The sequence below is a fragment of the Anoxynatronum sibiricum genome (assembly GCF_039414295.1).
Lineage (GTDB): Bacteria > Bacillota > Clostridia > Peptostreptococcales > Tindalliaceae > Anoxynatronum > Anoxynatronum sibiricum.
This window is the reverse complement of sequence record NZ_JBCITM010000011.1, coordinates 58,733-80,237: the sequence shown is the minus strand read 5'-3', so window position 1 is coordinate 80,237 and position 21,505 is coordinate 58,733. Positions and strand designations below refer to the sequence as shown.

At 43.7% G+C, this 21,505-nt stretch carries 20 protein-coding genes and 1 tRNA gene; 14 read left to right on the top strand and 7 right to left on the bottom strand.

Features of this window, described 5'->3' with window-relative positions:
• Window positions 1–63 precede the first annotated feature (63 nt).
• Window positions 64–2,418: a glycoside hydrolase family 65 protein gene (locus tag AAIG11_RS11420; protein ID WP_343186380.1), complete on the top strand. Its 2,355-nt coding sequence runs from the start codon at window positions 64–66 to the stop codon at window positions 2,416–2,418.
• Window positions 2,419–2,474: 56 nt separating this feature from the next.
• Window positions 2,475–3,584: an ABC transporter ATP-binding protein gene (locus AAIG11_RS11415; RefSeq protein ID WP_343186379.1), complete on the top strand. Its 1,110-nt coding sequence runs from the start codon at window positions 2,475–2,477 to the stop codon at window positions 3,582–3,584.
• 73 nt (window positions 3,585–3,657) lie between these two features.
• On the opposite strand, the gene AAIG11_RS11410 is transcribed toward AAIG11_RS11415, so the two are convergent.
• Window positions 3,658–4,641, bottom strand: a complete 984-nt coding sequence (locus AAIG11_RS11410; RefSeq protein ID WP_343186378.1) for a stalk domain-containing protein — start codon at window positions 4,639–4,641, stop codon at window positions 3,658–3,660.
• Window positions 4,642–4,915: 274 nt separating this feature from the next.
• Here AAIG11_RS11410 and AAIG11_RS11405 point away from each other — a divergent pair, with 274 nt between their 5' ends.
• The 6 genes from AAIG11_RS11405 to AAIG11_RS11380 all read left to right on the top strand — a co-directional run bounded on the left by AAIG11_RS11405 (window position 4,916) and on the right by AAIG11_RS11380 (window position 9,673).
• A complete protein-coding gene (locus AAIG11_RS11405) occupies window positions 4,916–5,482 on the top strand; it encodes a xanthine phosphoribosyltransferase (RefSeq protein WP_343186423.1) in 567 nt (188 codons plus the stop codon).
• Window positions 5,483–5,567: 85 nt separating this feature from the next.
• Window positions 5,568–5,643, top strand: a tRNA-Thr gene (locus AAIG11_RS11400).
• A gap of 541 nt (window positions 5,644–6,184) precedes the next feature.
• Window positions 6,185–6,802 carry a DUF6088 family protein gene (locus AAIG11_RS11395; protein WP_343186377.1) on the top strand — a complete coding sequence of 206 codons (618 nt, stop codon included), beginning with the start codon at window positions 6,185–6,187 and terminating at the stop codon, window positions 6,800–6,802.
• A gap of 94 nt (window positions 6,803–6,896) precedes the next feature.
• On the top strand, window positions 6,897–7,394 hold the full coding sequence (locus tag AAIG11_RS11390; protein ID WP_343186422.1) for a nucleotidyl transferase AbiEii/AbiGii toxin family protein: 498 nt from the start codon (window positions 6,897–6,899) through the stop codon (window positions 7,392–7,394).
• A 346-nt stretch (window positions 7,395–7,740) separates the two neighbouring features.
• Window positions 7,741–9,129, top strand: coding sequence for an AAA family ATPase (locus AAIG11_RS11385; RefSeq protein WP_343186376.1), 1,389 nt, complete (start codon window positions 7,741–7,743; stop codon window positions 9,127–9,129).
• On the top strand, window positions 9,119–9,673 hold the full coding sequence (locus tag AAIG11_RS11380; RefSeq protein WP_343186375.1) for a hypothetical protein: 555 nt from the start codon (window positions 9,119–9,121) through the stop codon (window positions 9,671–9,673). Before AAIG11_RS11385 ends, AAIG11_RS11380 begins: the two co-directional genes overlap by 11 nt.
• A 641-nt stretch (window positions 9,674–10,314) precedes the next feature.
• On the opposite strand, the gene AAIG11_RS11375 is transcribed toward AAIG11_RS11380, so the two are convergent.
• The gene (locus AAIG11_RS11375) at window positions 10,315–10,467 is read right to left on the bottom strand and encodes a YvrJ family protein (RefSeq protein ID WP_343186374.1); all 153 of its coding nucleotides are present in this window, start codon (window positions 10,465–10,467) and stop codon (window positions 10,315–10,317) included.
• 332 nt (window positions 10,468–10,799) lie between these two features.
• Here AAIG11_RS11375 and AAIG11_RS11370 point away from each other — a divergent pair, with 332 nt between their 5' ends.
• From AAIG11_RS11370 to AAIG11_RS11350, 5 genes are all read left to right on the top strand, one after another.
• A complete protein-coding gene (locus AAIG11_RS11370; RefSeq protein ID WP_283407426.1) occupies window positions 10,800–11,117 on the top strand; it encodes a PadR family transcriptional regulator in 318 nt (105 codons plus the stop codon).
• A gap of 46 nt (window positions 11,118–11,163) precedes the next feature.
• Window positions 11,164–12,486 (top strand): DUF2812 domain-containing protein, encoded by a 1,323-nt coding sequence (locus AAIG11_RS11365; RefSeq protein ID WP_343186373.1) that lies wholly within the window; start codon window positions 11,164–11,166, stop codon window positions 12,484–12,486.
• A 153-nt stretch (window positions 12,487–12,639) separates the two neighbouring features.
• Window positions 12,640–13,023 carry a BlaI/MecI/CopY family transcriptional regulator gene (locus AAIG11_RS11360; RefSeq protein WP_343186372.1) on the top strand — a complete coding sequence of 128 codons (384 nt, stop codon included), beginning with the start codon at window positions 12,640–12,642 and terminating at the stop codon, window positions 13,021–13,023.
• Window positions 13,020–15,092 (top strand): M56 family metallopeptidase, encoded by a 2,073-nt coding sequence (locus AAIG11_RS11355; RefSeq protein WP_343186371.1) that lies wholly within the window; start codon window positions 13,020–13,022, stop codon window positions 15,090–15,092. Before AAIG11_RS11360 ends, AAIG11_RS11355 begins: the two co-directional genes overlap by 4 nt.
• Before the next feature lie 81 nt (window positions 15,093–15,173).
• Entirely contained in the window at window positions 15,174–15,749 is a 576-nt protein-coding gene (locus AAIG11_RS11350) for an SOS response-associated peptidase (RefSeq protein WP_343186370.1), read from the top strand.
• Window positions 15,750–15,826: 77 nt separating this feature from the next.
• Here the strand turns inward: AAIG11_RS11350 and AAIG11_RS11345 are convergent, their stop codons facing one another.
• Both AAIG11_RS11345 and AAIG11_RS11340 read right to left on the bottom strand, forming a co-directional pair.
• Window positions 15,827–17,149 (bottom strand): bifunctional folylpolyglutamate synthase/dihydrofolate synthase, encoded by a 1,323-nt coding sequence (locus AAIG11_RS11345; RefSeq protein ID WP_343186369.1) that lies wholly within the window; start codon window positions 17,147–17,149, stop codon window positions 15,827–15,829.
• A gap of 207 nt (window positions 17,150–17,356) precedes the next feature.
• Window positions 17,357–18,595 (bottom strand): FprA family A-type flavoprotein, encoded by a 1,239-nt coding sequence (locus tag AAIG11_RS11340; protein WP_343186368.1) that lies wholly within the window; start codon window positions 18,593–18,595, stop codon window positions 17,357–17,359.
• Between the two features lie 272 nt (window positions 18,596–18,867).
• Here AAIG11_RS11340 and AAIG11_RS11335 point away from each other — a divergent pair, with 272 nt between their 5' ends.
• Window positions 18,868–19,398, top strand: a complete 531-nt coding sequence (locus tag AAIG11_RS11335; protein WP_343186367.1) for a nitroreductase family protein — start codon at window positions 18,868–18,870, stop codon at window positions 19,396–19,398.
• Between the two features lie 49 nt (window positions 19,399–19,447).
• On the opposite strand, the gene AAIG11_RS11330 is transcribed toward AAIG11_RS11335, so the two are convergent.
• The 3 genes from AAIG11_RS11330 to AAIG11_RS11320 are packed head-to-tail and all read right to left on the bottom strand — an operon-like array spanning window position 19,448 to window position 21,427.
• Window positions 19,448–20,308, bottom strand: coding sequence for a DegV family protein (locus tag AAIG11_RS11330; protein WP_343186366.1), 861 nt, complete (start codon window positions 20,306–20,308; stop codon window positions 19,448–19,450).
• A gap of 43 nt (window positions 20,309–20,351) precedes the next feature.
• Complete coding sequence (locus tag AAIG11_RS11325) at window positions 20,352–21,041, bottom strand: polysaccharide deacetylase family protein (RefSeq protein ID WP_343186365.1); 690 nt, start codon at window positions 21,039–21,041, stop codon at window positions 20,352–20,354.
• A 14-nt stretch (window positions 21,042–21,055) separates the two neighbouring features.
• A complete protein-coding gene (locus AAIG11_RS11320; protein WP_343186364.1) occupies window positions 21,056–21,427 on the bottom strand; it encodes a basic helix-loop-helix domain-containing protein in 372 nt (123 codons plus the stop codon).
• Window positions 21,428–21,505: the final 78 nt, after the last annotated feature.

The window sequence follows — 21,505 nt, the reverse complement described above, 5'->3', positions numbered from 1 at the left end:
CAATCGGGCAGTCCGTTACATACTTTCGTTGAGTGAATGGGATACGGTGGAGGGGGACACGTCATGAGCAGAAATAGACAACAGAAAAAGACCTGTTATGAGGTAGATCCCTGGAAAATAATCGAAACTGATTTTGACCCCCAAACCAATTTTCTGAGTGAAACGGTCTTTTCTTTAGGGAATGGTAACCTCGGTATTCGAGGCAGCTTTGAAGAAGGATACGACGGTCCAGCGGGGACATCAATGGAAGGCACTTATCTTAATGGATTTTTCGAAAAAGTACCCATTCATTATGATGAAACGGCCTATGGATATGCGACACATACAGAAACGATGCTTAACGTGCCAAATGGAAAGCTGATTCAACTCCAAATAGAAGATGAAATATTCAGCTTGTTCACAGGTACCATTGAAAAATATCGACGGGAGCTTGATCTTCAGCAGGGAATATTGACGCGATATACTCGTTGGGTATCACCTCGGGGTAAAATTGTTGATATAGAAGTTGAACGAATGGTTTCTTTTGCCGAAGACAGCTTAGTTCTTATACGCTATACCGTGATCCCCGTTAACTTCACTGGAATTGTTCGGTTAATTTCCATGATTGATGGGCATGTTCACAATCAGACATCCGAAAATGATCCACGGATTGGAACATCTCTAACAGGTCAAACTTTAAAACTGGAAAAACTGGAGCAAAAAGAAAATACTTCCAAACTTTTACAAATCACCACCCACTCAAAGCTTCAAGTGCTCAGTTGTATTCATAATCTGATTGAATCCGGCCACTGTATCAACAGGATGAATCATGTGCATGGTCAGATGCTGGAGCATCGTTATACATTTGCAGCAAAAATGGGGGAACGTATTAGTCTCACAAAGTCGTTGCTTTACCTCAGAAGTGACCGCATTCCGCCTGATCAGCTCTGGGAGACAGCTGATACCATCCTCGAAACTGTCAAACAACAAGGGTGGGCCCACTACCACATGGTACAGCGTCAGGTGATGGATGATTTCTGGATGCATTGCGACATAGCTATCGCGGGAAGCGATGAGCTGCAGCAGGGCCTTCGGTTTAACTTGTTCCATTTATTTCAGTCAGCAGGAAGAGATGGCAGTACCAATATCGCAGCAAAAGGATTAACGGGGGAAGGTTATCAAGGGCATTATTTTTGGGATTCTGAAATTTATATCGTTCCTTTTTTTATTTACACCCAGCCCTGGATTGCCCGAAAACTACTGGAGTACCGGTTCAATACCCTTGATCAGGCGCGCCGGCGGGCACACACACTTTTTCGGAAAAAAGGTGCCTTATTCCCCTGGCGCACCATTACAGGAATAGAATGCTCATCCTACTATCCAGCTGGGACTGCTCAGTATCATATCAATGCTGATATTGTTCATGCCATACGTCAATATGAAATGGCAACTGGAGACTGGGAGTTCATTCTCAAATTCGGCGCTGAAATTACGTTTGAAACAGCGCGCATCTGGCTTTACATTGGCGCATTCAGCGGTGGAAATCCCCAACGCTTTTGTATTTTCACTGTGACAGGTCCTGATGAATATACGGCACTTGTAAACAATAACTTTTATACCAATGCCATGGCGAAGAGTCATCTGAACTATGCAACTGCGTTGGCAAAGAAAATGGCACAGGAAAATTATGAAGATTTTAACCGCATAAGTCGCAAGATTGATTTGGGAGCTGAAGAAATCGAAGAATGGCAGATGGCAGCCGACGCCATGTATTTGCCAAAAGATGATGAGCGTGGTATTCATCCTCAGGACGACAGTTTTTTGGATAAACCGGTTTGGCCCTTTGATAGAACTCCGGAGAATCATTATCCACTATTACTGCACTACCATCCCCTGGATATATATCGGCATCAGGTGTGTAAACAGGCGGACGTTGTGCTGGCTCTCTATTTACTTCATGATCAGTTTTCTCATGAAGAAAAGAAAAAAGATCTGGCATATTATGAGCAAGTGACGACCCATGACTCTTCTCTTTCAAGATGCATCTTCAGCATCATTGGAGCTGAAACAGGCGATATACAAAAGGCTTCAAGCCATTTTCTGGAAACCGCCCGGCTCGACTTGGATAACTTGCAGGGCAATGCCCACCATGGAATTCACACGGCCAGCATGGCAGGTACCTGGCTCAGTCTGGTAAGTGGGTTTGCGGGGATGCGCATCTCAGACGAAGGAGTTCGTTTTTCACCTCAGATTCCTGTTGGTTTGATAGGATACAGTTTCCGCATTAAATACCGGGGTAACTGTTTTAAAGTACATGTTTCAGAACAAGAGACGACAATGAAGTTGCTGGAAGGTGATGGATTTGAATTTTACTACGGAGACGAGAAAATATGGCTGCTTCCTGAAAAACCCATTCAATTTCAACGAATAACAAAATAACATAACATGAGAGAATCCATTTTGGAAGGACAAATTTGGAAAGAGGTGATGGATCAATGGCAGGATTAAAGCTGGTCAATGTGAACAAGGTGTATCCCAATGGCTTTCATGCCGTGCACGACATGAATCTGGATATTCAGGACAATGAGTTCATTGTATTTGTAGGGCCCTCCGGATGCGGCAAGTCAACAGCGCTACGCATGATTGCTGGTCTTGAAGAGATAACCAGCGGTGAAATATACATCGAGGACCGCCTGGTCAATGATGTTTCTCCGAAAGACAGAGACATTGCCATGGTTTTTCAAAACTATGCCCTTTATCCACATATGACCAATTATGAAAACATGGCTTTTGGTTTAAAGCTACGCAACATGCCTAAAAAGGAAATTGACCAGCGCGTACAAAATGCTGCTGATATTTTGGGGTTGCAAGAACTTTTAAAGAACAAACCAAAAGAATTGTCAGGTGGACAACGTCAGCGAATCGCCCTGGGAAGAGCCATTGTTCGTGACCCCAAGGTCTTTCTGATGGATGAACCACTTTCAAATCTGGACGCCAAACTGAGGGTGCAGACAAGAGCAGAGATCAGCAAGTTGCATCATCGTCTTAAAACAACGTTTATTTATGTCACCCATGACCAGACTGAAGCAATGACCATGGGAACCCGTATCGTTGTTTTAAAAGACGGTCATGTGATGCAGGTGGATACACCTACCAATCTCTATGAAAAGCCGGCCAATAAGTTTGTAGGCAGCTTTATTGGGTCGCCGCAAATGAATTTCATCGACGGTGTTTTGGAACGCAGTGAAAATTTACTTAAAGTCAGTTATGAAGGAGGCAGTGTAGCTGTCAGTGGAGACCGGGAAGAAAAGTTGAAGCAAAATGGATTAGAGGGAAAAAAGGTTGTTATGGGGATTCGTCCTGAGCATATTGAAGTGGAAACAGGGGAAGTGGGGGATAATTCGTCCAACCGAGCGCTGGTTGAAGTGACAGAATTACTGGGCTCTGAAACTTATCTTTTTCTTAAGCTGAAAGAGAGTACGCTGGTTGCCAGAGTAGATCCTTCGGTGAAAGCAGTTGTGGGTGACTGGGTTACCATAAAACCAAGAGTTGATCGGGTGCATTTTTTTGATCCTGCGACCGAATTATCTCTGTTGTTGTCATAATTACCATGGGAATAATAAACGAGGGCCAGTGCTAAATAGCACTGGCCCTCGTTTATTAATTGAACTCAAAAGGCTAATCAGTGAAAAGCTGCGTCCAGGTGATACCGCCATAAGGCCCGCCATTGACAGCTCCGATACCAATTTGAGTGAACTCTGGATTTAAAATGTTTTGTCGATGCCCGGGAGAGTTCATCCAGTCACTGACGACTTGTTCTGCAGTGCGTTGACCCGCAGCGATGTTTTCGCCGGCCCGACGATAGTTGACATTGAAAGAATCCAGCATGTCTCGCATTTCACCATAAACAGGCGAAGTGTGAGAGAAATAGTTGTTATCCACCAAGTCTTTGGATTTCTGTGTTGCAACATACATCAAATGATCATTCTTGCTGAGCGGTTGAAGATTTTCCTGGTGGCGTTTCTCATTAATTAATCGCAACACTTCAAGTTCAATGCTGCGTTCATCGTGAGAAAAAGGAGATCTGCCAGTTGTCGTATTTTTCTGTTCGTGGGTCTCCTGATTAAGATGTTCATGATCTCGACTTTCAAGCTGAGACATGACAGAAGCCAGTTCCTGTGTATCAGAAAAGCGACCGGCAATGGTCACTGTTCGTGCCACGGCATCCCAGGAAACAGAAAAACCAAGCACTTCACTGACAAAACGCAAAGGAACAAAGATGCGGCCATTCACAATGACTGTCGGTGTACTCAACTGAACACTACGGCCATTCACAAGAGCTGTTTGACTGTCATTCTTCAAAATAATCTGCTGAGAGTCATTGGTGACAATGACCTGTTTTTGTGAAGCAATCCATTCAACGTGGGCCCCCAAAGCTTCAGAGAAAAAGCGAAGTGGTACCAGGGCACGGCCATTGCGAATCATGGGAGGCGCTTCTAAAGAAAAAACTTGATTGTTTATGTATGCCTGTTGTTCATTGATAGTCATCCTAACAGCAATAGATGCATCAGCTGCGGGAGAATTCCCATATACAGGGATTATTGAGAAAAATGTCAGGAAAAGTAATGGAATCATACTAAGCATTTTTTTAGTTGCTTTCATCGCACCAACTCCTTTTTTTACATCATATACATTATCCGTCTTCAGTGAAGTTATGTCTACCAAACAGGAACATATATTTTCTAACAGAGCCAAAATAGAGACTATAGACCTAATTAAATCACTAAACTCTTTGAATATTTGCCCTGCCCCATGAAGTCACTCTTGACCAGGATTCCATTATAGATTAACATATAGAGAATCCATACGAGGTTTTCTGTCAATATAGATCCACTGGAGAAGAGGTGTGTTCTTGAGTTCAACTTCTTTAAACGACATAGAAATACTGCGTCATGCAATCCTGGACCAGGGCCGGGTGATTGGAAATGATATTCTTAAAGTAGACAGCTTTTTAAACCATCAACTGGATGTTTCTCTTTTGAACACCATTGGCAGGGCTTTTTATGCTCACTTCGGACAGCTCAAAATAGATAAAATTCTGACTGCAGAAGTATCTGGCATTGCCATAGCCGCCATAGCCGCCCAATATTTTAACGTACCGGTAGTTTTTGCAAAAAAAACTCTTTCAAAAAATTTGGATCCTGATACATGGGAAGGTTCAGTCTATTCTTACACAAAAGGCCAAACTTATCAGATTCGTGTTGCCCGAAGATATTTGAAGGCTGACGAAAAAGTGTTGGTGCTTGATGACTTTTTGGCCAATGGAGAAGCCATTAAAGGCATGAAAGAGATTATTGATCTGGCAGGTGCAAAAATGGTTGGTGCGGGCGTTGTGATTGAAAAGAGCTTTCAGCCAGGTGCAGAAAAGCTGCGTGAGTTGGATGTTGATGTCCATGCGTTGATTCGAGTTGTCTCGTTGGAACACGGTCAGATCAACCTATAAAAAAACCGCCAAAAAGTTGAGATAAGGTCTTTACATTCATCGCCCTATCAGGTATAATCAATTTCGTGGTCAAAAACGGTAACACGCTGTTGTAGCTCAGGCGGTAGAGCACTTCCTTGGTAAGGAAGAGGTCCCGGGTTCGAGTCCCGGCAACAGCTCCAGTAATTCCAATGCTTACGCCAGTCTGAAGACTGGCGTTTTTTGATTCTTCTAACCCCTTAATTTAAAATGGTTACAAATTGAATTCATTCCACGAAAAAAGCCCCGCGTTTGGGGCTTTGCTTAATGTCCATTCATTCATTCGTTCATTTGATCATTCGGTCATGTATTCACTGATTATCATAACTTCATACCGGGACGGAGGTACTGTAACTTTCTCGAAGGAATTCATAAAAATGACCACTGGTTACTGGCCCAGTGGCCGAGGCCTTTGCTCGTCCTAAACCGTAGGTAAAGGATCATGCTACTTGTTACTTGAAAAGCGAAACGCATCCTATTAATAACATACCACTTAATCATCCGATCAATCACATCTTATGCACTACTTGAAATCGCAATGCCAGAACAGTATAGTATGGTCAACAGTACCCGCCACGCCTCTTCACAATGCGTACCAAGGCGGGTCAGTTTGTTTTTTGGTCCCCCCCTACCATTCTCGTCACCAATATTGTATAATATTAGTGACGAAAGGTGGTGATGAGCATGATCAGTAACAAGGTAATGGAAAGTATGATCCAGAGAATAAACGCTTCCCCGAAGGGCAAAGCCTTTGTTTTGTCAGACTTTGCAGATCTGGGAAGTTATGATGCGGTTAAAAAAGCCTTTTCCCGGTTAGCGGCAGAAGGGAAACTGATCCGGGTGCACAGGGGCATTTATCAAAAACCCAACTATAATGAGTTTTTGCAGCAAGAAGTGGCGCTATCGCCACGGGAAGTGGCAGAAGCCATTGCCCGGGCCTATGGATGGCATATTGTGCCTTCCGGGGAGGCTGCACTAAATCAGATGGGGTTGTCCACCCAGGTGCCGGCAGTGTATGAGTATGTCACTGATGGTCCTCATAAAACTATTCGTCACGACCAGTTTGTGATCAAGTTTAAAAGGCGAACCAACCGGGAGATCAGCGAGATTTCTCCTAAAAGTGCCTTGCTCATCGAAGCCATTAAAGCCATTGGCAAAGAAGAAATGAACAATGAAATAAGAGCGAAAATGATGCGCAAGTTTAACCAGGCAGAAAAGAAAAAGTTATTGAAAGAAGCCCAAAGAACACGCTCCTGGGTTTATGAAGAAATCAAAACAATGACATCGGAAAGAACCTTTTGAGTTAGCCATCGATGAGGCCGACAAGCAGACCATTCGGTTTATTTATCCCCAATTGTTCAAGGATGAAGCGTTGAGACAAGAAATATAGCTTGAAATTGACCCTTTAGCGGCATGGACACCGGTTGTCACCAAGACGGTTGAACCCTATGCAGCATCTTATAAACCGGATCTTTTCGAAAAAAAACACACTGAAATTCGCATGGTGAGTGCTGCAAGGACATTTTGGGAAAAAGCGACCATTTTGCATCAGGAAGCCAACCGCAGCAAAAAGAAGATGCCAGCCCGGTATTCACGACACTATTATGATCTTTACATGATGGCCCAGACACCTGTGAAGAGTGAGGCCATTAATGATTTAGCGTTGTTATTGAGAGTTGTCCAGTTTAAGCAAAAATTCTACGCTTGCGCATGGGCTCAGTATGAACATGCCACGCCAAAAGAAATCAAGCTGCTGCCACGCGAGGAGCATATGAAGCAATTGAAGGATGACTATGCAAAAATGGAAGGTATGTTGTTCGGAGAAATACCTGCATTTGAAACGCTGCTTCAGGGGCTTAAAGACTTAGAAGATGAAATTCATGCCCTTGAGTAGAACGTGACACTGCTTCAACAAATGATGATGGTTGGATTTGTTTATTAAAATGCAAGGCATATAACCCAGCGGCGATGTTCGTCAGGAGGAGGAGTTCTCTCTTGACCCTTGACTTCGTCGCTGGGTTTTTGAGTCCCAAAACCTAATCCCGATTTCCCACCAGCACTGTAATGCTCTTGGCCAATTCGTGACGTTGCATCAACATGATTGATTAGCCAAAAGCACCTAAACAAAGCAAAACAGAATAACATTAACACGAATAGATACAAAATGTATCGAATATGAAAAATAAAATTACATTTTGCGTGTTTTGTGATATGCTTTGTTGTAAGTGGAGGTGTATATGATGCAAGATGTGATGATTCGCGTAAGGGAAGCAGAACTTCTTAATATAAAAAATGTTGAATATGGAAAAATTGAGATTTCAAATGACAAAGCATCGCCACATAAACGGATGAGTGCCGATATGATTGGCATCTATGGTCAAAATGGTTCGGGTAAAACAGCATTTGTGGATGCGATGTGGCTCGTCAAACACCTGATCAGTGGGAAAGAGCTGCCTAAGAACGCCGGCGACTATATCTTTGAAAATGAAGAAACGGCCACGATTAAACTGGGTTTTGATTTGAGTATGGATGATGACCATTATCAGATTTTCTACGAAGTTGAGATTGAAAGAAGAGATGAAGGCAAAGCCAAAGTTGTTCGGGAGTATTTGGCTTACAAAGAGTTTGTTGATAATGCCTGGAAAAGCAAGGCAGGCATTATTGACTATCATGTGAACGACAAAGAATATGCATTTAAGCCGACAAAAAACTATCGTTTACTGGCATCAAAGAATGAAGATGTTCAAATTGATTTGGGTGTTGCGAAAAAAATGTCGGCCAAAAACAGCACTTCTTTTATTTTTGGCAGTGAGTTGGAAGAGATCATTAAGAAAAGCCATGGGTTTAAACGCTACACAGACATAATTGTTGCCTTAAAGCACTATGCCAATGTGAATCTGTTCATTATTAAAAATCATCATGCGGGAATGATAAACATGAATGTGTTGATTCCCTTTAGTTTCAGGTTGCTGGAGGAGAAAAAAATCACACAGGGGGATTTGGCAATTGGTCTTTTGAAGCCATCAGTGGTGCCGGAAGAAGTATATAATGTTGTGGTGAAGGTGCTTGAACAGATGAACGTTGTCCTAGAAACCATTGTGCCAGGTCTTACTATCGGACTGAAAAATCACGGCAAACAACTGAAAGAAGATGGCAATGAAGGCATTCGGATTGAACTGATCTCCATAAGGGATGCTATTCGTGTGCCATTAAAGTATGAATCCGATGGGATTAAGAAAATCATCTCCATATTGAGTACATTGATCACCATGTTTAATCACCCTTCAGTCTGCATGGTGGTTGATGAGTTGGACGCCGGCATTTTTGAGTATTTGCTGGGTGAAATTCTTCAGATTATCAGTGAAAATGGAAAGGGTCAATTGATCTTTACTTCTCATAATTTGAGGCCGCTGGAAATGCTGGATACTCGTTCAATCATTTTCACAACAACCAACACAAAAAATCGCTATCTGCGATTTGCCAATGTGAAGAGCAACAATAACCTGAGAAACCTGTATTATCGGAGTATCAATCTGGGCGGCCAAAAGGAGGAGATTTATAAAGAGACCAACAGCTTTGATATCAGTCGTGCCTTCAGGATGGCCGGGAGGGTGATTGATGAAAATTAAAAAGGTCATTCTGTTTATTGTGGAAGGCATCGCAGACAAAACATCTTTGGGTGGCATCATTGGTAAATTGGTTTCTTCCAACTTGATCAAGTTTTATATAACCGGGGGCGACGTAACGAGTGACCAATATACTCATGGCGCTAATGCCGTTAAGAAGGTCAATGAGCATGTTAACAGATTTCTGAAAAGAGAAATTGGCATTAATAAGGGTGATATTATTCGGATCGTACACCTCATTGACATGGACGGCGCCTATATTGAAAGTGCTCAAATAAAAGTGGAAGAGGTCGAGGGCTTTGTATATTCGGAATCATTCATCGCAGCAAAGGCAGCCAGTCGTGTTACTGATAGAAATAGTAGAAAGCAGCAAGTCGTTAATCGATTATCGCTGTGTCCCCAAATAGCGGGCATTCCGTACAATATGTACTATTTTTCGTGTAACCTTGAGCACGTGTTGCACAATGAGATAAATCTGGCTGATGAATTGAAAATGGAATATGCTGCAGCGTTTTCAGATTCCTATCATCAGCTGTTCAAAAGATAGCCTGAAATTGATTGGAAGGGGCTTGGGTTATCCTGAATACACTCCCCTGCCAGGCCCCAGCCTGGCCACCTGGACCCCAGCGCTTGACCCGTGAGGCTTTTCCCCCAGAGCCTTACCCAGCCCCCACTATTTGCTAAATGCTCCTTTAAGGAAAACCGGCGGTCTGCCCACGGGGTTTGGGCAGTATGCGCCGGTGATAGTTGCAGAAGAACTATTTATTAAAGACGGCATTTAGCGAAAGCGACTTGTCTGCCGACAGGCAGGAGCATTAGTTGGGGCGGAAGATGGTTTTCAGGCTGCGGGGGTGGTGTCCCACCGCTGCCTGGCAGTGAAAGTGGATGAAGCGATGAAGGTCGAGGCTGTGGTGCGGCTTTTCAGGCTGCACGGCAGCCGTTTGCCTGAAAACGGGAGTGGCCACCAAAGCGAGGGGGAGGGATCTGCCAGATTCGAGAGGAAGGAGTCATTTGGCACCTGACCCGAATCTGGGAGATGCCGGAGCGAGCGTTTAAAATGGAAGCCATGCGGAGCATGGCTACCCCCGATAAATGCATCTATTGCTTCCAACGTGGCGGCGAAGCTGCTATGGAATAGGGTTGCCTGTTTCTGCAGCTTTGCCGCCATTTTTTGATGGTGCCAAAAACCTACTCCCGGTTGCCAAGCACTGTGATGCTTTTGGCCAGTTCGTGAACGCTGTCTGATAAGCTTTCAATTTTACCCTCCAGCCTGACCAACAGGTAGATGGATAGCACAATGGGAAAACCCACATTGGCCACTGGTGTTAAGAATTCGTTCATGGGAACCTCCTTTCATTTTTTCATTTCTTTGTCCTTTTGTCCGGTTATCCTCTATCCTTTCATGCTGTCATTTTTCCTTCCTGACATGGGGGAGCCCATCTGTTTGTGCCTTGATGTTGAGGCGTATGATGTACCCATGATGGCCAGGTGATGAGCAGATGGTGGGCAAATGGTGGGCAAATGATTATTAGATTCAATCAATGTCTGTGCCACCACAGTTTAACGCATCTCGGGTCATCGTGATTAATAGATAATTGACAAAAGAAGAAATACTGTAGTATATTGATAGTAGATATATCTATTATCGATATAGATGCGATGGAGGTGATTCGATGGCTAGGGAACAGTTTAAAACCTTGACGGAGCCGATGTACTATATACTTCTGACTTTGATAGAGCCTCAGCACGGCTATAGTATTATGCAGGAAGTAGATAGGCGAACTGATGGAAGGGTCAAGATTGGAGCTGGGACGCTATATAATCTTCTATCCAGATTTGAAGAAGAGAAGATAATTGCACAGGTTTCAGAGGAGAATAGAAGAAAGGTATATACAATAACAGATAAGGGATTAGATATTTTGAAGGATGAATACCATAGATTGGTGCAATTGGTTTCAGACGGCAGGCATCATCTAGAGAGGGGGCGGTGATCTGGTGAAACATAAAACGAAGAGAGTTTTTTGGGGATTCTTTTCCTTGGACTATAAAGCCATAGGCATCTATCTGGAAGAAATGGCTGCGAAAGGGTGGATGTTGGAACGGGTTGGGCGAGTGGTGGCAAAGTTTAGGGCGATAGAGCCTCGGAGATTAAAATTTTATGTTGATGTGTTTAAAGATGAAGGCCCGCTGACGCCGGCAAACACAAAAGAATCAGAGGAGTACAGAAGCCTGTGCCAAGCATCGGGATGGACTTTCATCACTTCACAGGACTACCTACAATATTTCTATTCTGAAGATGATGATTCTGTTCCGATTCAAACTGATGAAGTGCTGGAGCAGAAAATTGTAGAGACCACACTTTTTAAAGGTGAGATACTAAATACCTCACTGATTTTGATTGTTGGCATAGTGGCATTGGCGATGCATTTTCCCGTCAGACATCATCATTTATTGAGCTTTGCAGGTGTTGCGGTAACAGTATTATTCCCCATCCTTTTTGGGGCTTTACTGGCTTCCACTGTCTATAGCGTGACAAGAGTATTCAAGGCTAGAAAAAATATCAAAAGAGGTTTGCCTTTGGATAAGCCCACCCTGAAAAATGCCCAAAAGCGTATTATGGCTTTTAATGGCATTGCAATGACGATAGTATCTCTAATCATGGTGGCATTTTTGGTAGATGCATATTTTAAGCCCAGCAGCGTGATCCCCATCATAGGGCCAGTTTTGGGAACGATCATTGGACTGGGCCTTCGATACGTCATTAAGAACAAATCAACCGATAAGAATAGTGGTATTGCCTATATCACCTTGGTGGTCTTGGCTGCTTTCTTTTCAATGGCCATTGTCAGCTCGCTGCTGAGCAATCGACCCTTTGATGATAGCAATCGAATTGACCCTGTTCCAGAGGGCTATCCGTTAGTTACCATGATGGAACTGATCGAAACATCACAGCAGGGGAGTCTGGCAATCAGAGAGTTTAACCGCGGTATGAGTCCTCTCACACCATTGCATTATGATTACCTGGAGGTCTGGGACTTTGAAGAAGAGAGTCAGGGAGTACGCGTCCGCTATTACAACACCATACATCCATTGTTTGCGCAGATGATTTTTGATGGCATAACAGAAGAATTGATGAGGGGTGTCAAATTTAGAGGCAACTATTATTTGACAAAAACCATTGTCTCAGATGAGGCAATGAAGTCATCCTGGCGGATGGATCATCTGGCATTAACAGAAGATCGGGATGAACTCATCCTCCAAAAGGGAAATAAGGTGGTGCATGTGTCCGGGAAGGTAAATTTTGATGATGGACAGATAAGAGATATAATCGTTAATCGTTTGTTTATGGATAACCAGTGATAAATAAGGAAAACCCTTGAATTATAAAGCTTTGCAGGTATGGATAGAACGAAGTAATCAGAGTTCTCACTTTGTCAGCGTTACTTGACACTTGTCGTGCATAATGCTATGATGAGTTCGTGGTCGACACTTGTCGTTCAAAGGAGGATTGTGATGGCAAATAACAATAGTACGCTTGGAAGAAGTGAGTGGTACATCATGGAGAAGCTTTGGGAAATTGCCCCCCGCACTTATGTGCAGCTTTGCCATGAATTAAAGGAAAATCCGGGCTGGAGCCGCAGCACAGTACAAACGATGCTGGAACGCATGACGGAAAAAGGTGTTCTTCGCTATGAAGTGGTGGGTCGCGCAAAACACTATTATCCTAATATAGCACGGGATGATGTTGCCATGGCGGAAACACGCTCTTTACTCGAACGTGCATTTGAAGGTTCGGCCAGCTTGATGATGAGCACATTGGTGCGCAAAAAACAACTTACCAAAAAAGAAATTGATGAGTTACACGCTATTTTGGAGGAAGCGGAGGTGCCGAAATGATTGAAACTATCATCACATCTTCGGCTTTAATCCTCATTTTGATGGCATTGCGATATCTGTTGCGGAACAAAATTTCTTCACAGCTGCAGTATGTATTATGGGTGCTTGTTGCCATCAGGTTGTTACTGCCGTTCTCTTTGTTTGAAAGTCCTGTCAGTATAATGAATGTGGTACCAAATAATCAGGGATATCAATTGACAAGTACACGGCCCAGCACACCAGCAAACCCCGGAACAACAATGCTGAACGATTTACAAATAATCCAAAACAGTGATCTGGCTGCTGATATCAAAACAGAAGCGGTCGGGTTAAAAGTGATTGTGCAAGTTGTATGGCTTAGTGGCGTTTTTCTCTGCAGTTTGTTTTTTGCGGTTTCAAATAAGCGACTAAGTCGGAAACTCAGACAAAGCAGAAAACAGATTCAGATGAAAGATATTCCATTGGCTGTGTATAAGGCCGAAGGATTGCCTTCTCCCTGCCTGTTTGGATTTTTGAAGCCTGCTGTATATCTCACGCCTGAAAGCCTGTTGGATGAACATAAAGCAACTTATGTGATTGCTCACGAACTGACGCATTATCGCCAGAAAGACCATATTTGGTCATTCGTGCGTGTTTTGTGCCTGTGCATTTACTGGTTTAATCCATTGGTGTGGGTGGCCGCTGTATTGTCCCGCAGAGACAGCGAACTTGCCTGTGACCAGGGAACACTCCGCAGACTTGGTGATAGTAGACGTATTGAATATGGGAGAACGCTGATCGATATGATGACTGCACCATCAAAGCCTTCCGATCTCTTTTGCTGTGCTACGATGATGACTGGTGGCAAAAGAGAAATGACAGAACGCATCAAGCGCATTGCAAAACAGCCTAAAACGCTTATGGTATCGCTTGTTGTCGTTCTTATCGTTGGCACGGCTGCAGTTGCCGGTACCTTTGGTGGTGTTCGCAGTATCGCGCTCGCCGACGCTGTTGGAGGTAATGATGGAATCTCGTTAGAACCCCTCAATCAAGTTGCTTTCGGTACCTTAACTGATGGCAATGAAGACATGAGTTTTTCTGCGGCAAAGGCAGAAGAAATCATACCTTTTTTAGGGGAGCTTCGTGTCGGCAGGAAGGAAATAAGCGTGAGCAGAGAGGTTAATCGTGACAAAAGCAATCAAGTCCATTTTACATGTGAAGGTTTCTTGCAAGAGGGCACAGTAATGGATATTAGCTTTAACTTCAATGCCAATTATACTGCGGTGTGGGTAGATAACGGCATAAAACCCAGCTTTTCCTATCCAGTTATAAAACCCAATGAAGTGAAGCTCTTTTTTGAACAACACTTGGAAAGTGTCACGCAAGCTTCGGAGATCGGCTCTGCCGAAGCGTTATGGAAAGCACGCACTCTATATGTGGGAGACAACTCAGCTGTGAGCAAATTGCTTGGCCTGCTGCGTCTCCCGGAAGGATTGCGACATAATCACTTTATGCTGCACACTACTGGAAATGAACGCGGTGTGGAGTGGATTCTCGATGGAGATGAAACTATTACCTACGGGGCTGGTGAGTTTGATTTAAACGCGGTGCTTCTCTTTGCACTGATTGACAATTTAGAAGACTTTTACGTCAAGGTGGAATCTGTTTCAGGCGAAGGTATGAAGCACCATTATGACCGGAAATGGGCAGATGGAATGGTTGATTACGACGTGCGGGTCTATGCAGAGAGTCCTGAAAAATTGCAGGAACTAATCGATCTTTTTGGGACAGACGATGTTTATGTTCAATACAGCATCACGAAGCTTGTAAAAAATGGAGAGGAACCGATTACTTATTCCCATGAAAATGAACAGCTTGCGCAAGCAATTTTCATGGATTTTATAGTGAAGTCTGCTGCATGGGAAGGTGTTGATGTTGCTACTCTGGGAGAATGCTATCTGATTCGCCAAAAATTCTCGAACGAAAACGAAAGTCATGATTTTTACGCTTATTTACTGGAGGATGGTACAGCGGTATTACAAATGGGTCAAGAAGGAAGATATAGTGTGCTTTCGCAGGAGTTATATTCTGAACTGGTTGAATCTTTCTAAATCACCAGTGGATACAAGGCTGAAAAACACATATACTAAAAGAGTATTCAAAACAGTACAGAAATGTTAGGGGGTGTTACCATGTGCGGACGCTTTCAGTTGATGACAGACCAGGAGTTGAAAGAGATCGACTGGATCATCAGCCACTTGGAAGATGGGCAGCTGAAAAAGACCAAAACAGGCGAAATTTTTCCCACTGATATGGTGCCGGTGATAATGGTTCGAGATCGCAGTATTCGACCCTGGCCAATGACTTGGGGATTTCCTCATTTTAAAGGAAGTGGCGTTATTATCAATGCCAGGTCAGAGACAGCAGCGGAGAAAACCATGTTTTCAGGGAGTGTGAAGCAGTACCGGTGTGTGGTTCCCGGCACCGGTTTTTTTGAATGGAAAAAACCAGAAAAACAAAAATACCTTTTCCGTTTACCTGAAGAACCAGTACTTTACATGGCAGGTCTTTACAGGGAATACGGAGATGAGAGCCGATTTGTGATCCTTACTACTAAAGCCAACGTAACTATGAAAGGCGTTCATGACCGCATGCCACTGATTCTGAGAAAGAGTGAGATTAAGAATTGGATGGCGAATGATAGAATGGCGCGACAGCTACTGGCGAATCATCGAGATCGACCGGAACTCATCAAAGAATTAGCGTAATGAAAATCATACAAAAAATCCGAACAACGCTTCTGTTGGAAGACGATTGTCCGGATTTTCTGCATTTCTTAGGATGATTAACTGGCTTCCTTTTGCCGATCCAGGAATTGGAGCAAAGCGGCTTTGGCATCACCTACAAGGTATAGCGAACCGGTAATCACAAGCACTTCATCCATAGAGGTCTCAAGATAGGCAGCTTCCACAGCTTCGGGAAGTGAGTCCACTACATAGACTTCTTTGCCGAAAAACTGAACATTTTCAGCCAGGAGCAATGGATCGACTGCTTTTGAGTTCGCAGCTCGGGTGAAGAAAAGTTTGTGGCCCAAGGGAAGTAAAGTGTTTAGAACGCCTTGAATGTCCTTGTTGTTGAGCATACCAACCAGGAAGTTAATTTTTCGGTCAGACAGATGTGTGTTGAGGAAGTGCTGCAGGATTTCAGCTCCTTGAAGGTTGTGGGCACCATCAATGATCACCAGTGGTGATTGATGCAATACTTCAAGGCGGCCAGACCAGTGCGTGTTTAAAAGACCCCGTAAGATGGCTTCATTGCTGATGGTAAGATTTCCGTGGTCACGAAGCACCAGAAGGGTCAGGGCTGCCAGTGCGGCATTACTCATTTGATGGTCGCCCAGCATTCGAATATGCAAGTCTTGTAAACCATACCGGGGATGATTTAAATGAAAGTGCTGTTCAAGTAAATCAGAGTTCATTGGAAGAATATGACTCGATTCCAGGCAGAACAGGGGGGCGCTCAAAGAAGCGGCAACTGAACGTATGGTTGTTTCAGCTTCGGGCAACTGGTGATGATAGATAACTGGTCGGTCATGTTTGATAATGCCTGCTTTATGTGCAGCAATACCTGAAAGGCTGTTGCCTAAAAGATCAACATGATCGATGTCGATGGGGGTAATGACGGCAGCAAGGGGAGCTTCTATCACATTTGTGGCGTCCTCCAGCCCACCCAGCCCCACCTCTAAAACAACATAATCGAGGTCTGCATTTCCGAAATAAATATAGGCCGCAAGTGTCATCAGATCAAACATGGCGGGATGCGGACATTCACCGTTATGAACCATGGGGGTTAAGAGGGACTCAATTTGTAATAAAATACGTGCCAGTTCCTCTTCTGGAATGTTGACTCCATTAATGCGGATACGCTCAGTATAGCAGTGCATGTGGGGGGATGTGAAGAGTCCGGTACGATATCCTTCAGCAGTCAGCATACTGGCCAAAAAAGAGGAGGTTGATCCTTTTCCGTTGGTGCCTGCCACATGCAAAATTTGTAGTTGCCTGTGGGGGTTTCCCAAAAGATGAAGCAGATGATGAATGGTGTGTAAATGTAGCCGTGTTCCAAAGGCATGTGAGGTCTCCACATAATGGATGGCAGAAGCAAAACTCATGGGTGCGCCCCCTTAAAATATGATCATAGCAGATCAATTATAATCGGTTAAAAAGAGAAGTGCAATCATTATTTTTGCGAAAGAGAGCGTTTTTGTGAAAGCTTTTATTTTAAGGGCTTTCAGCGAATAGAAAATAAAAAAAAACCTCTCGGGCTACAAGAGGTTTGCGAAATTCGTGATTACAAGGTATTCTGGTAATAGAGATTCTTAATAGATGATGCTGCAAAATGGGTTGACACCGGGCTGACGTTCCTGAATCAACAAGTCTGCCATTTCATCAGCCATGGCGATGCACTTTTCAAAATCCTGTTCTTTGGGTGAGGATTTTGCTTCCACAGATTCTCCAACTTGCTGCCATTTGATCTTCTCAGCAAACTTATTCAGGTTAGAGACTCCGCCACCACTCCAGGAGGCAGTACCAAAAATACCCAAGTAGCGATCTTTCAACTGATAATTTTCAAGTTTGCTCACCAAGCTTTCCATTGAGGGGAAGAGGCCGGTGTTATAGGCGCAGCTTCCAAAAATAACACCTTTAAATCGCCAGATATCACTGATAAGGTAAGAGACATGCGTTTTGGAGGCGTCGTATATTCGAATGTTTTTAATTCCCTTGTCTGCAAGGCGACGGGCAATTAGATCGGCCATTTTTTGTGTATTGCCATACATGGAACCATAAACAATAACAACGCCTTCTTCGGTTTCAGCCTTTGACCAGCGATCATAGTAATCAATGATGCAACCGGGGGCAGTACGCCAGACAGGACCATGGGTGGGGGCGATGATGTTAATGGGAATACCGGCATTTTTAAGTTTGGTCAGTGCCTTTTGAACCATGGCACCATACTTGCCTACGATGTTGGAATAATAGCGGCGGATTTCATCCATATAAAACTCTAGATTCACTTCATCGTCAAAAATACCGCCGTCCAATGAACCGAAACCTCCAAAAGCATCCATGGAAAAAAGAATTCCAGTTTTCTTCTCATAAGTCATCATGGTTTCAGGCCAATGGACCATGGGTGTCATATAAAATATCAGTTCATGGCTGCCGAGAGAAAGGGTATCACCGTCTTTTACAATATGGTAGTTTGCCATTGGACCATAAAAGTTCTCAAGGATTTCAAAAGTTTTGGCATTGCCAACGAGTTTCAGCTGTGGGTATCTGTCTTGTAAAGCTTTGATTGATCCAGAGTGATCGGGTTCCATGTGATTAATCACCAAATAATCAAGTGGACGATCTTTCAGAATCGAGCTTATTTTTTCGATAAAGTCGTTCATTTTAGTATTTTTGACAGTGTCAAACACAGCTGTCTGTTCATCGTTGATAAGATAAGAATTGTACGAAACTCCTTGGTCCAGAGGCCATAGATTTTCAAAAAGATACGTTTCCCGATCGTTGACACCCACATAATGGACATGTTCGGTTATACCGACGGTGGTGAGCATAGTAACACTCCTTCATAAAATTTGATTAAACTATGAAATACATCATGATGGCGGCACAGCAGTATCTGATAGAATCATACCATCAATCAGCTCAATTAATCAAGAAACTGATTCGATGAGAGAAACAAATCATGACCTGCAGCAAAGAAGAATGTTAACAGACTATTGGGATGATTTCAATATCATAGAACGCTCTTGTGGTCTTGTCACAGATGCTATAAGATTAGAGCGGGATTCAATACCACAGAAGATGAATAAGGGGGAGAATAAACATGCTTGACTTACTGATGAAAAGGCGCAGTATAAGAAAATATGAACAAAAAGCAGTGGAGCCTGAAAAGATAGAACAAATCATGAAAGCGGCACTGTTGGCACCCTCGTCTAAGAAATCACAGCCCTGGGAGTTTGTGGTTGTGACAGAACCCGAGTTACTGAAAAAGCTATCCCAATCCAGGGAAATGGGAGCCGCCTTTGTCAAGGAATCGCCCCTGGCCATTGTCATTCTGGCAGACCCGGCTAAAAGCAATGTGTGGGTGGAAGATGCCGCCATTGCCGCCACATTGATTCAATTGGAAGCAGAGATGCTTGGGTTGGGCTCCTGCTGGATTCAGGTGCGTAACCGATCTTGCGATGAAGTGCGATCAACAGAAGCTGTTATTCGTGAAATGTTCAAAATACCCCAACATCTTCACGTGGCCAGCTTTATCGCCATGGGATACCCTGCAGAAAATAAGCAGCCTTATTCAGAGGATGATTTGCCTGAAAATCGTGTTTTTGTTAATCGCTATGGAGTTGGAGAATAAAAGTGAAAGATATCTGCACAGACCTTCTTGAAAAAGAAAAGGCCGGCCTCTACAGCCGGTCTTTTAATGTATGATAGGCGATGCCCACTGTGCCTGGCCCAACATGGAGACCAATCACTGGGCCAATGGGAACAACGGGAACTTCTTGATTGATTTCTTTTTCAAGAACTGAAGCCAGTTCATGACCGGCAGTCTCATCATCTATATGGTGGACCGCCACATTTCCCTTTCCAAACCTGGAAAAATCATCCAGCAATAAATGGGTCATTGCCTGCAAGGCTTTTTTCTGCGTACGGACTTTATGAAGCACAGCAGTTTTTCCATTCTCAACAGTTAACAAAGGCACAATACGAAGCATGGAGCCTAAGAAAGCCGAAGCAGCACCAATACGTCCTCCTTTTTTTAAGTGGTCAAGGGTTTTGGGCGCAAAAATGAACCGACTTTTTCGAATAAAGCCTTCAACCTGAGGGTGCACTGTGTCAAGGCCAAGACCATCGGCAATTCCCTTTGCTGCCTCCAAGGCTGCAAAACCCATCTGCATACAATTGGTTCTGGAATCAATTAACTTGATCTGAGCCTGAGGGTATTTTTCGCGCACAATTCGACTTGCCAGCATAGCTGATTGATAGGTGCCGCTCATGTCTGATGAAATAAAAATACCTAAAACGGCTCGTCCTTTTTGGATACAAGCTTCAAAAGATTTCACAAAGCCTTCGACGGGCGGTTGTGAAGAAGTGGGCCAGACTGGGTCAGTTTTCATGCGTTGATAGAAATCATGATGACTGATCGAATCTTCCAGAAAAACCGTTTCTCCAAAATGAACACTTAGTGGAATCACCTGAATTGCATACTTTTTGACCAAGGTTGCTGGAAGATAGGCGGTGCTGTCGGTGATGACCTGTATGGACATGTTATCCCTCCTGGGTGACTACTGCTTCAAATGGTTTAATTTTTTATTCAATGGAGTCATTCATTCCTAAATGGTGAAATTTAGCATAAAATGAATCGGGAGTTAGCTTTTTGAAGGTATATCCCCGCGATTTGAGATGGGCAATAATGTGAGGGAGTGCTTCAACTGTTGTTCTTTTAGGGGAGGAATCATGAAAAAGAACTATTGCATTTTGGTGTCCCGCCAGGTTATTCAGTGTATTCGATATAATAATATCTGTGTCAAGAGTGGTTGCTGCCGCATCAGTTGAACTGACATTCCAGTCAAAATAAGCCAATCCTTTATTTTCAAGTGCCTGCATGATTTCTATCATGAAATAGGGGTTATCAGATGATTGAAACTGCTGATAAAATCGATTATTAGAGCCTGCAGGAAATCGAAATACGTCAGGCCTTACGCCGGTAATGGCTTCCAGATGATCCTGTAAACGCAATACATCTTTCATAAAACCATCGACAGAACTGTAGATTTGCTGGTAATCGTGGGTATAGGTGTGATTTCCGAGAGCGTGGCCTTCGTCGACGATTCGACGATACATACGCTGAGCAAAATCACTGTCGCTGCCAACCACAAAAAAAGTAGCCGGTATCTGATGCTGCTTCAGCAGATCCAGAATACGTGCTGTATTGGCACTTGGTCCATCATCAAATGTGAGATAGACGGTGCGTGAATCATCTCGGTTACCTGAAACCATGCTTCGCCCGTGTCTCAGTGCAACTTTTTTTTTAGAAGTTCATTTTCAGCCGCCAGCTCGCTAAGCCAGCCGTCGGCCTCCTGTAAAAGTTGTTGCTGGCCCGTCATTTGAGCATATAAGTCGGCAACGGTCTCCTGCAGTATCTCAAGTTCTTCATATTGACGTATGCTTGTTGTTTCAGCATCCAGCATAAACTGCTGGAACCAGAGAGCCTGCTGCTGTTGTTGGCGGTGTAGCAGGATGACAGCGATGCTGTTGATAATCATTAATGCAATCAACACACCTGCAAGAAGAGGGTAGAATTTGGATTTCGTGGCGATGGGTTCCAACTGCGAGGGGAGTGCATCTGATTTTATAGGTTTATCAACAGTGTTATGATGGTTCATGAAATCGTCTCCTTTTCAAACGTCTACTAATCATCATAAACTGACGATCGTTGCGTTGTCAAGGGAAACAGCCTCTTG

Bases quoted from the DNA above. Each gene is read 5' to 3' on its own strand.
- AAIG11_RS11420 (WP_343186380.1), top strand. From the start codon at position 64: ATGAGCAGAAATAGACAACAGAAAAAGACCTGTTATGAGGTAGATCCC.
- AAIG11_RS11415 (WP_343186379.1), top strand. From the start codon at position 2,475: ATGGCAGGATTAAAGCTGGTCAATGTGAACAAGGTGTATCCCAATGGC.
- AAIG11_RS11410 (WP_343186378.1), bottom strand. From the start codon at position 4,641: ATGAAAGCAACTAAAAAAATGCTTAGTATGATTCCATTACTTTTCCTG.
- AAIG11_RS11395 (WP_343186377.1), top strand. From the start codon at position 6,185: ATGATCAGTAACAAGGTAATGGAAAGTATGATCCAGAGAATAAACGCT.
- AAIG11_RS11385 (WP_343186376.1), top strand. From the start codon at position 7,741: ATGCAAGATGTGATGATTCGCGTAAGGGAAGCAGAACTTCTTAATATA.
- AAIG11_RS11380 (WP_343186375.1), top strand. From the start codon at position 9,119: ATGAAAATTAAAAAGGTCATTCTGTTTATTGTGGAAGGCATCGCAGAC.
- AAIG11_RS11375 (WP_343186374.1), bottom strand. From the start codon at position 10,467: ATGAACGAATTCTTAACACCAGTGGCCAATGTGGGTTTTCCCATTGTG.
- AAIG11_RS11370 (WP_283407426.1), top strand. From the start codon at position 10,800: ATGGCTAGGGAACAGTTTAAAACCTTGACGGAGCCGATGTACTATATA.
- AAIG11_RS11360 (WP_343186372.1), top strand. From the start codon at position 12,640: ATGGCAAATAACAATAGTACGCTTGGAAGAAGTGAGTGGTACATCATG.
- AAIG11_RS11355 (WP_343186371.1), top strand. From the start codon at position 13,020: ATGATTGAAACTATCATCACATCTTCGGCTTTAATCCTCATTTTGATG.
- AAIG11_RS11350 (WP_343186370.1), top strand. From the start codon at position 15,174: ATGTGCGGACGCTTTCAGTTGATGACAGACCAGGAGTTGAAAGAGATC.
- AAIG11_RS11345 (WP_343186369.1), bottom strand. From the start codon at position 17,149: ATGAGTTTTGCTTCTGCCATCCATTATGTGGAGACCTCACATGCCTTT.
- AAIG11_RS11340 (WP_343186368.1), bottom strand. From the start codon at position 18,595: ATGCTCACCACCGTCGGTATAACCGAACATGTCCATTATGTGGGTGTC.
- AAIG11_RS11335 (WP_343186367.1), top strand. From the start codon at position 18,868: ATGCTTGACTTACTGATGAAAAGGCGCAGTATAAGAAAATATGAACAA.
- AAIG11_RS11330 (WP_343186366.1), bottom strand. From the start codon at position 20,308: ATGTCCATACAGGTCATCACCGACAGCACCGCCTATCTTCCAGCAACC.
- AAIG11_RS11325 (WP_343186365.1), bottom strand. From the start codon at position 21,041: ATGGTTTCAGGTAACCGAGATGATTCACGCACCGTCTATCTCACATTT.
- AAIG11_RS11320 (WP_343186364.1), bottom strand. From the start codon at position 21,427: ATGAACCATCATAACACTGTTGATAAACCTATAAAATCAGATGCACTC.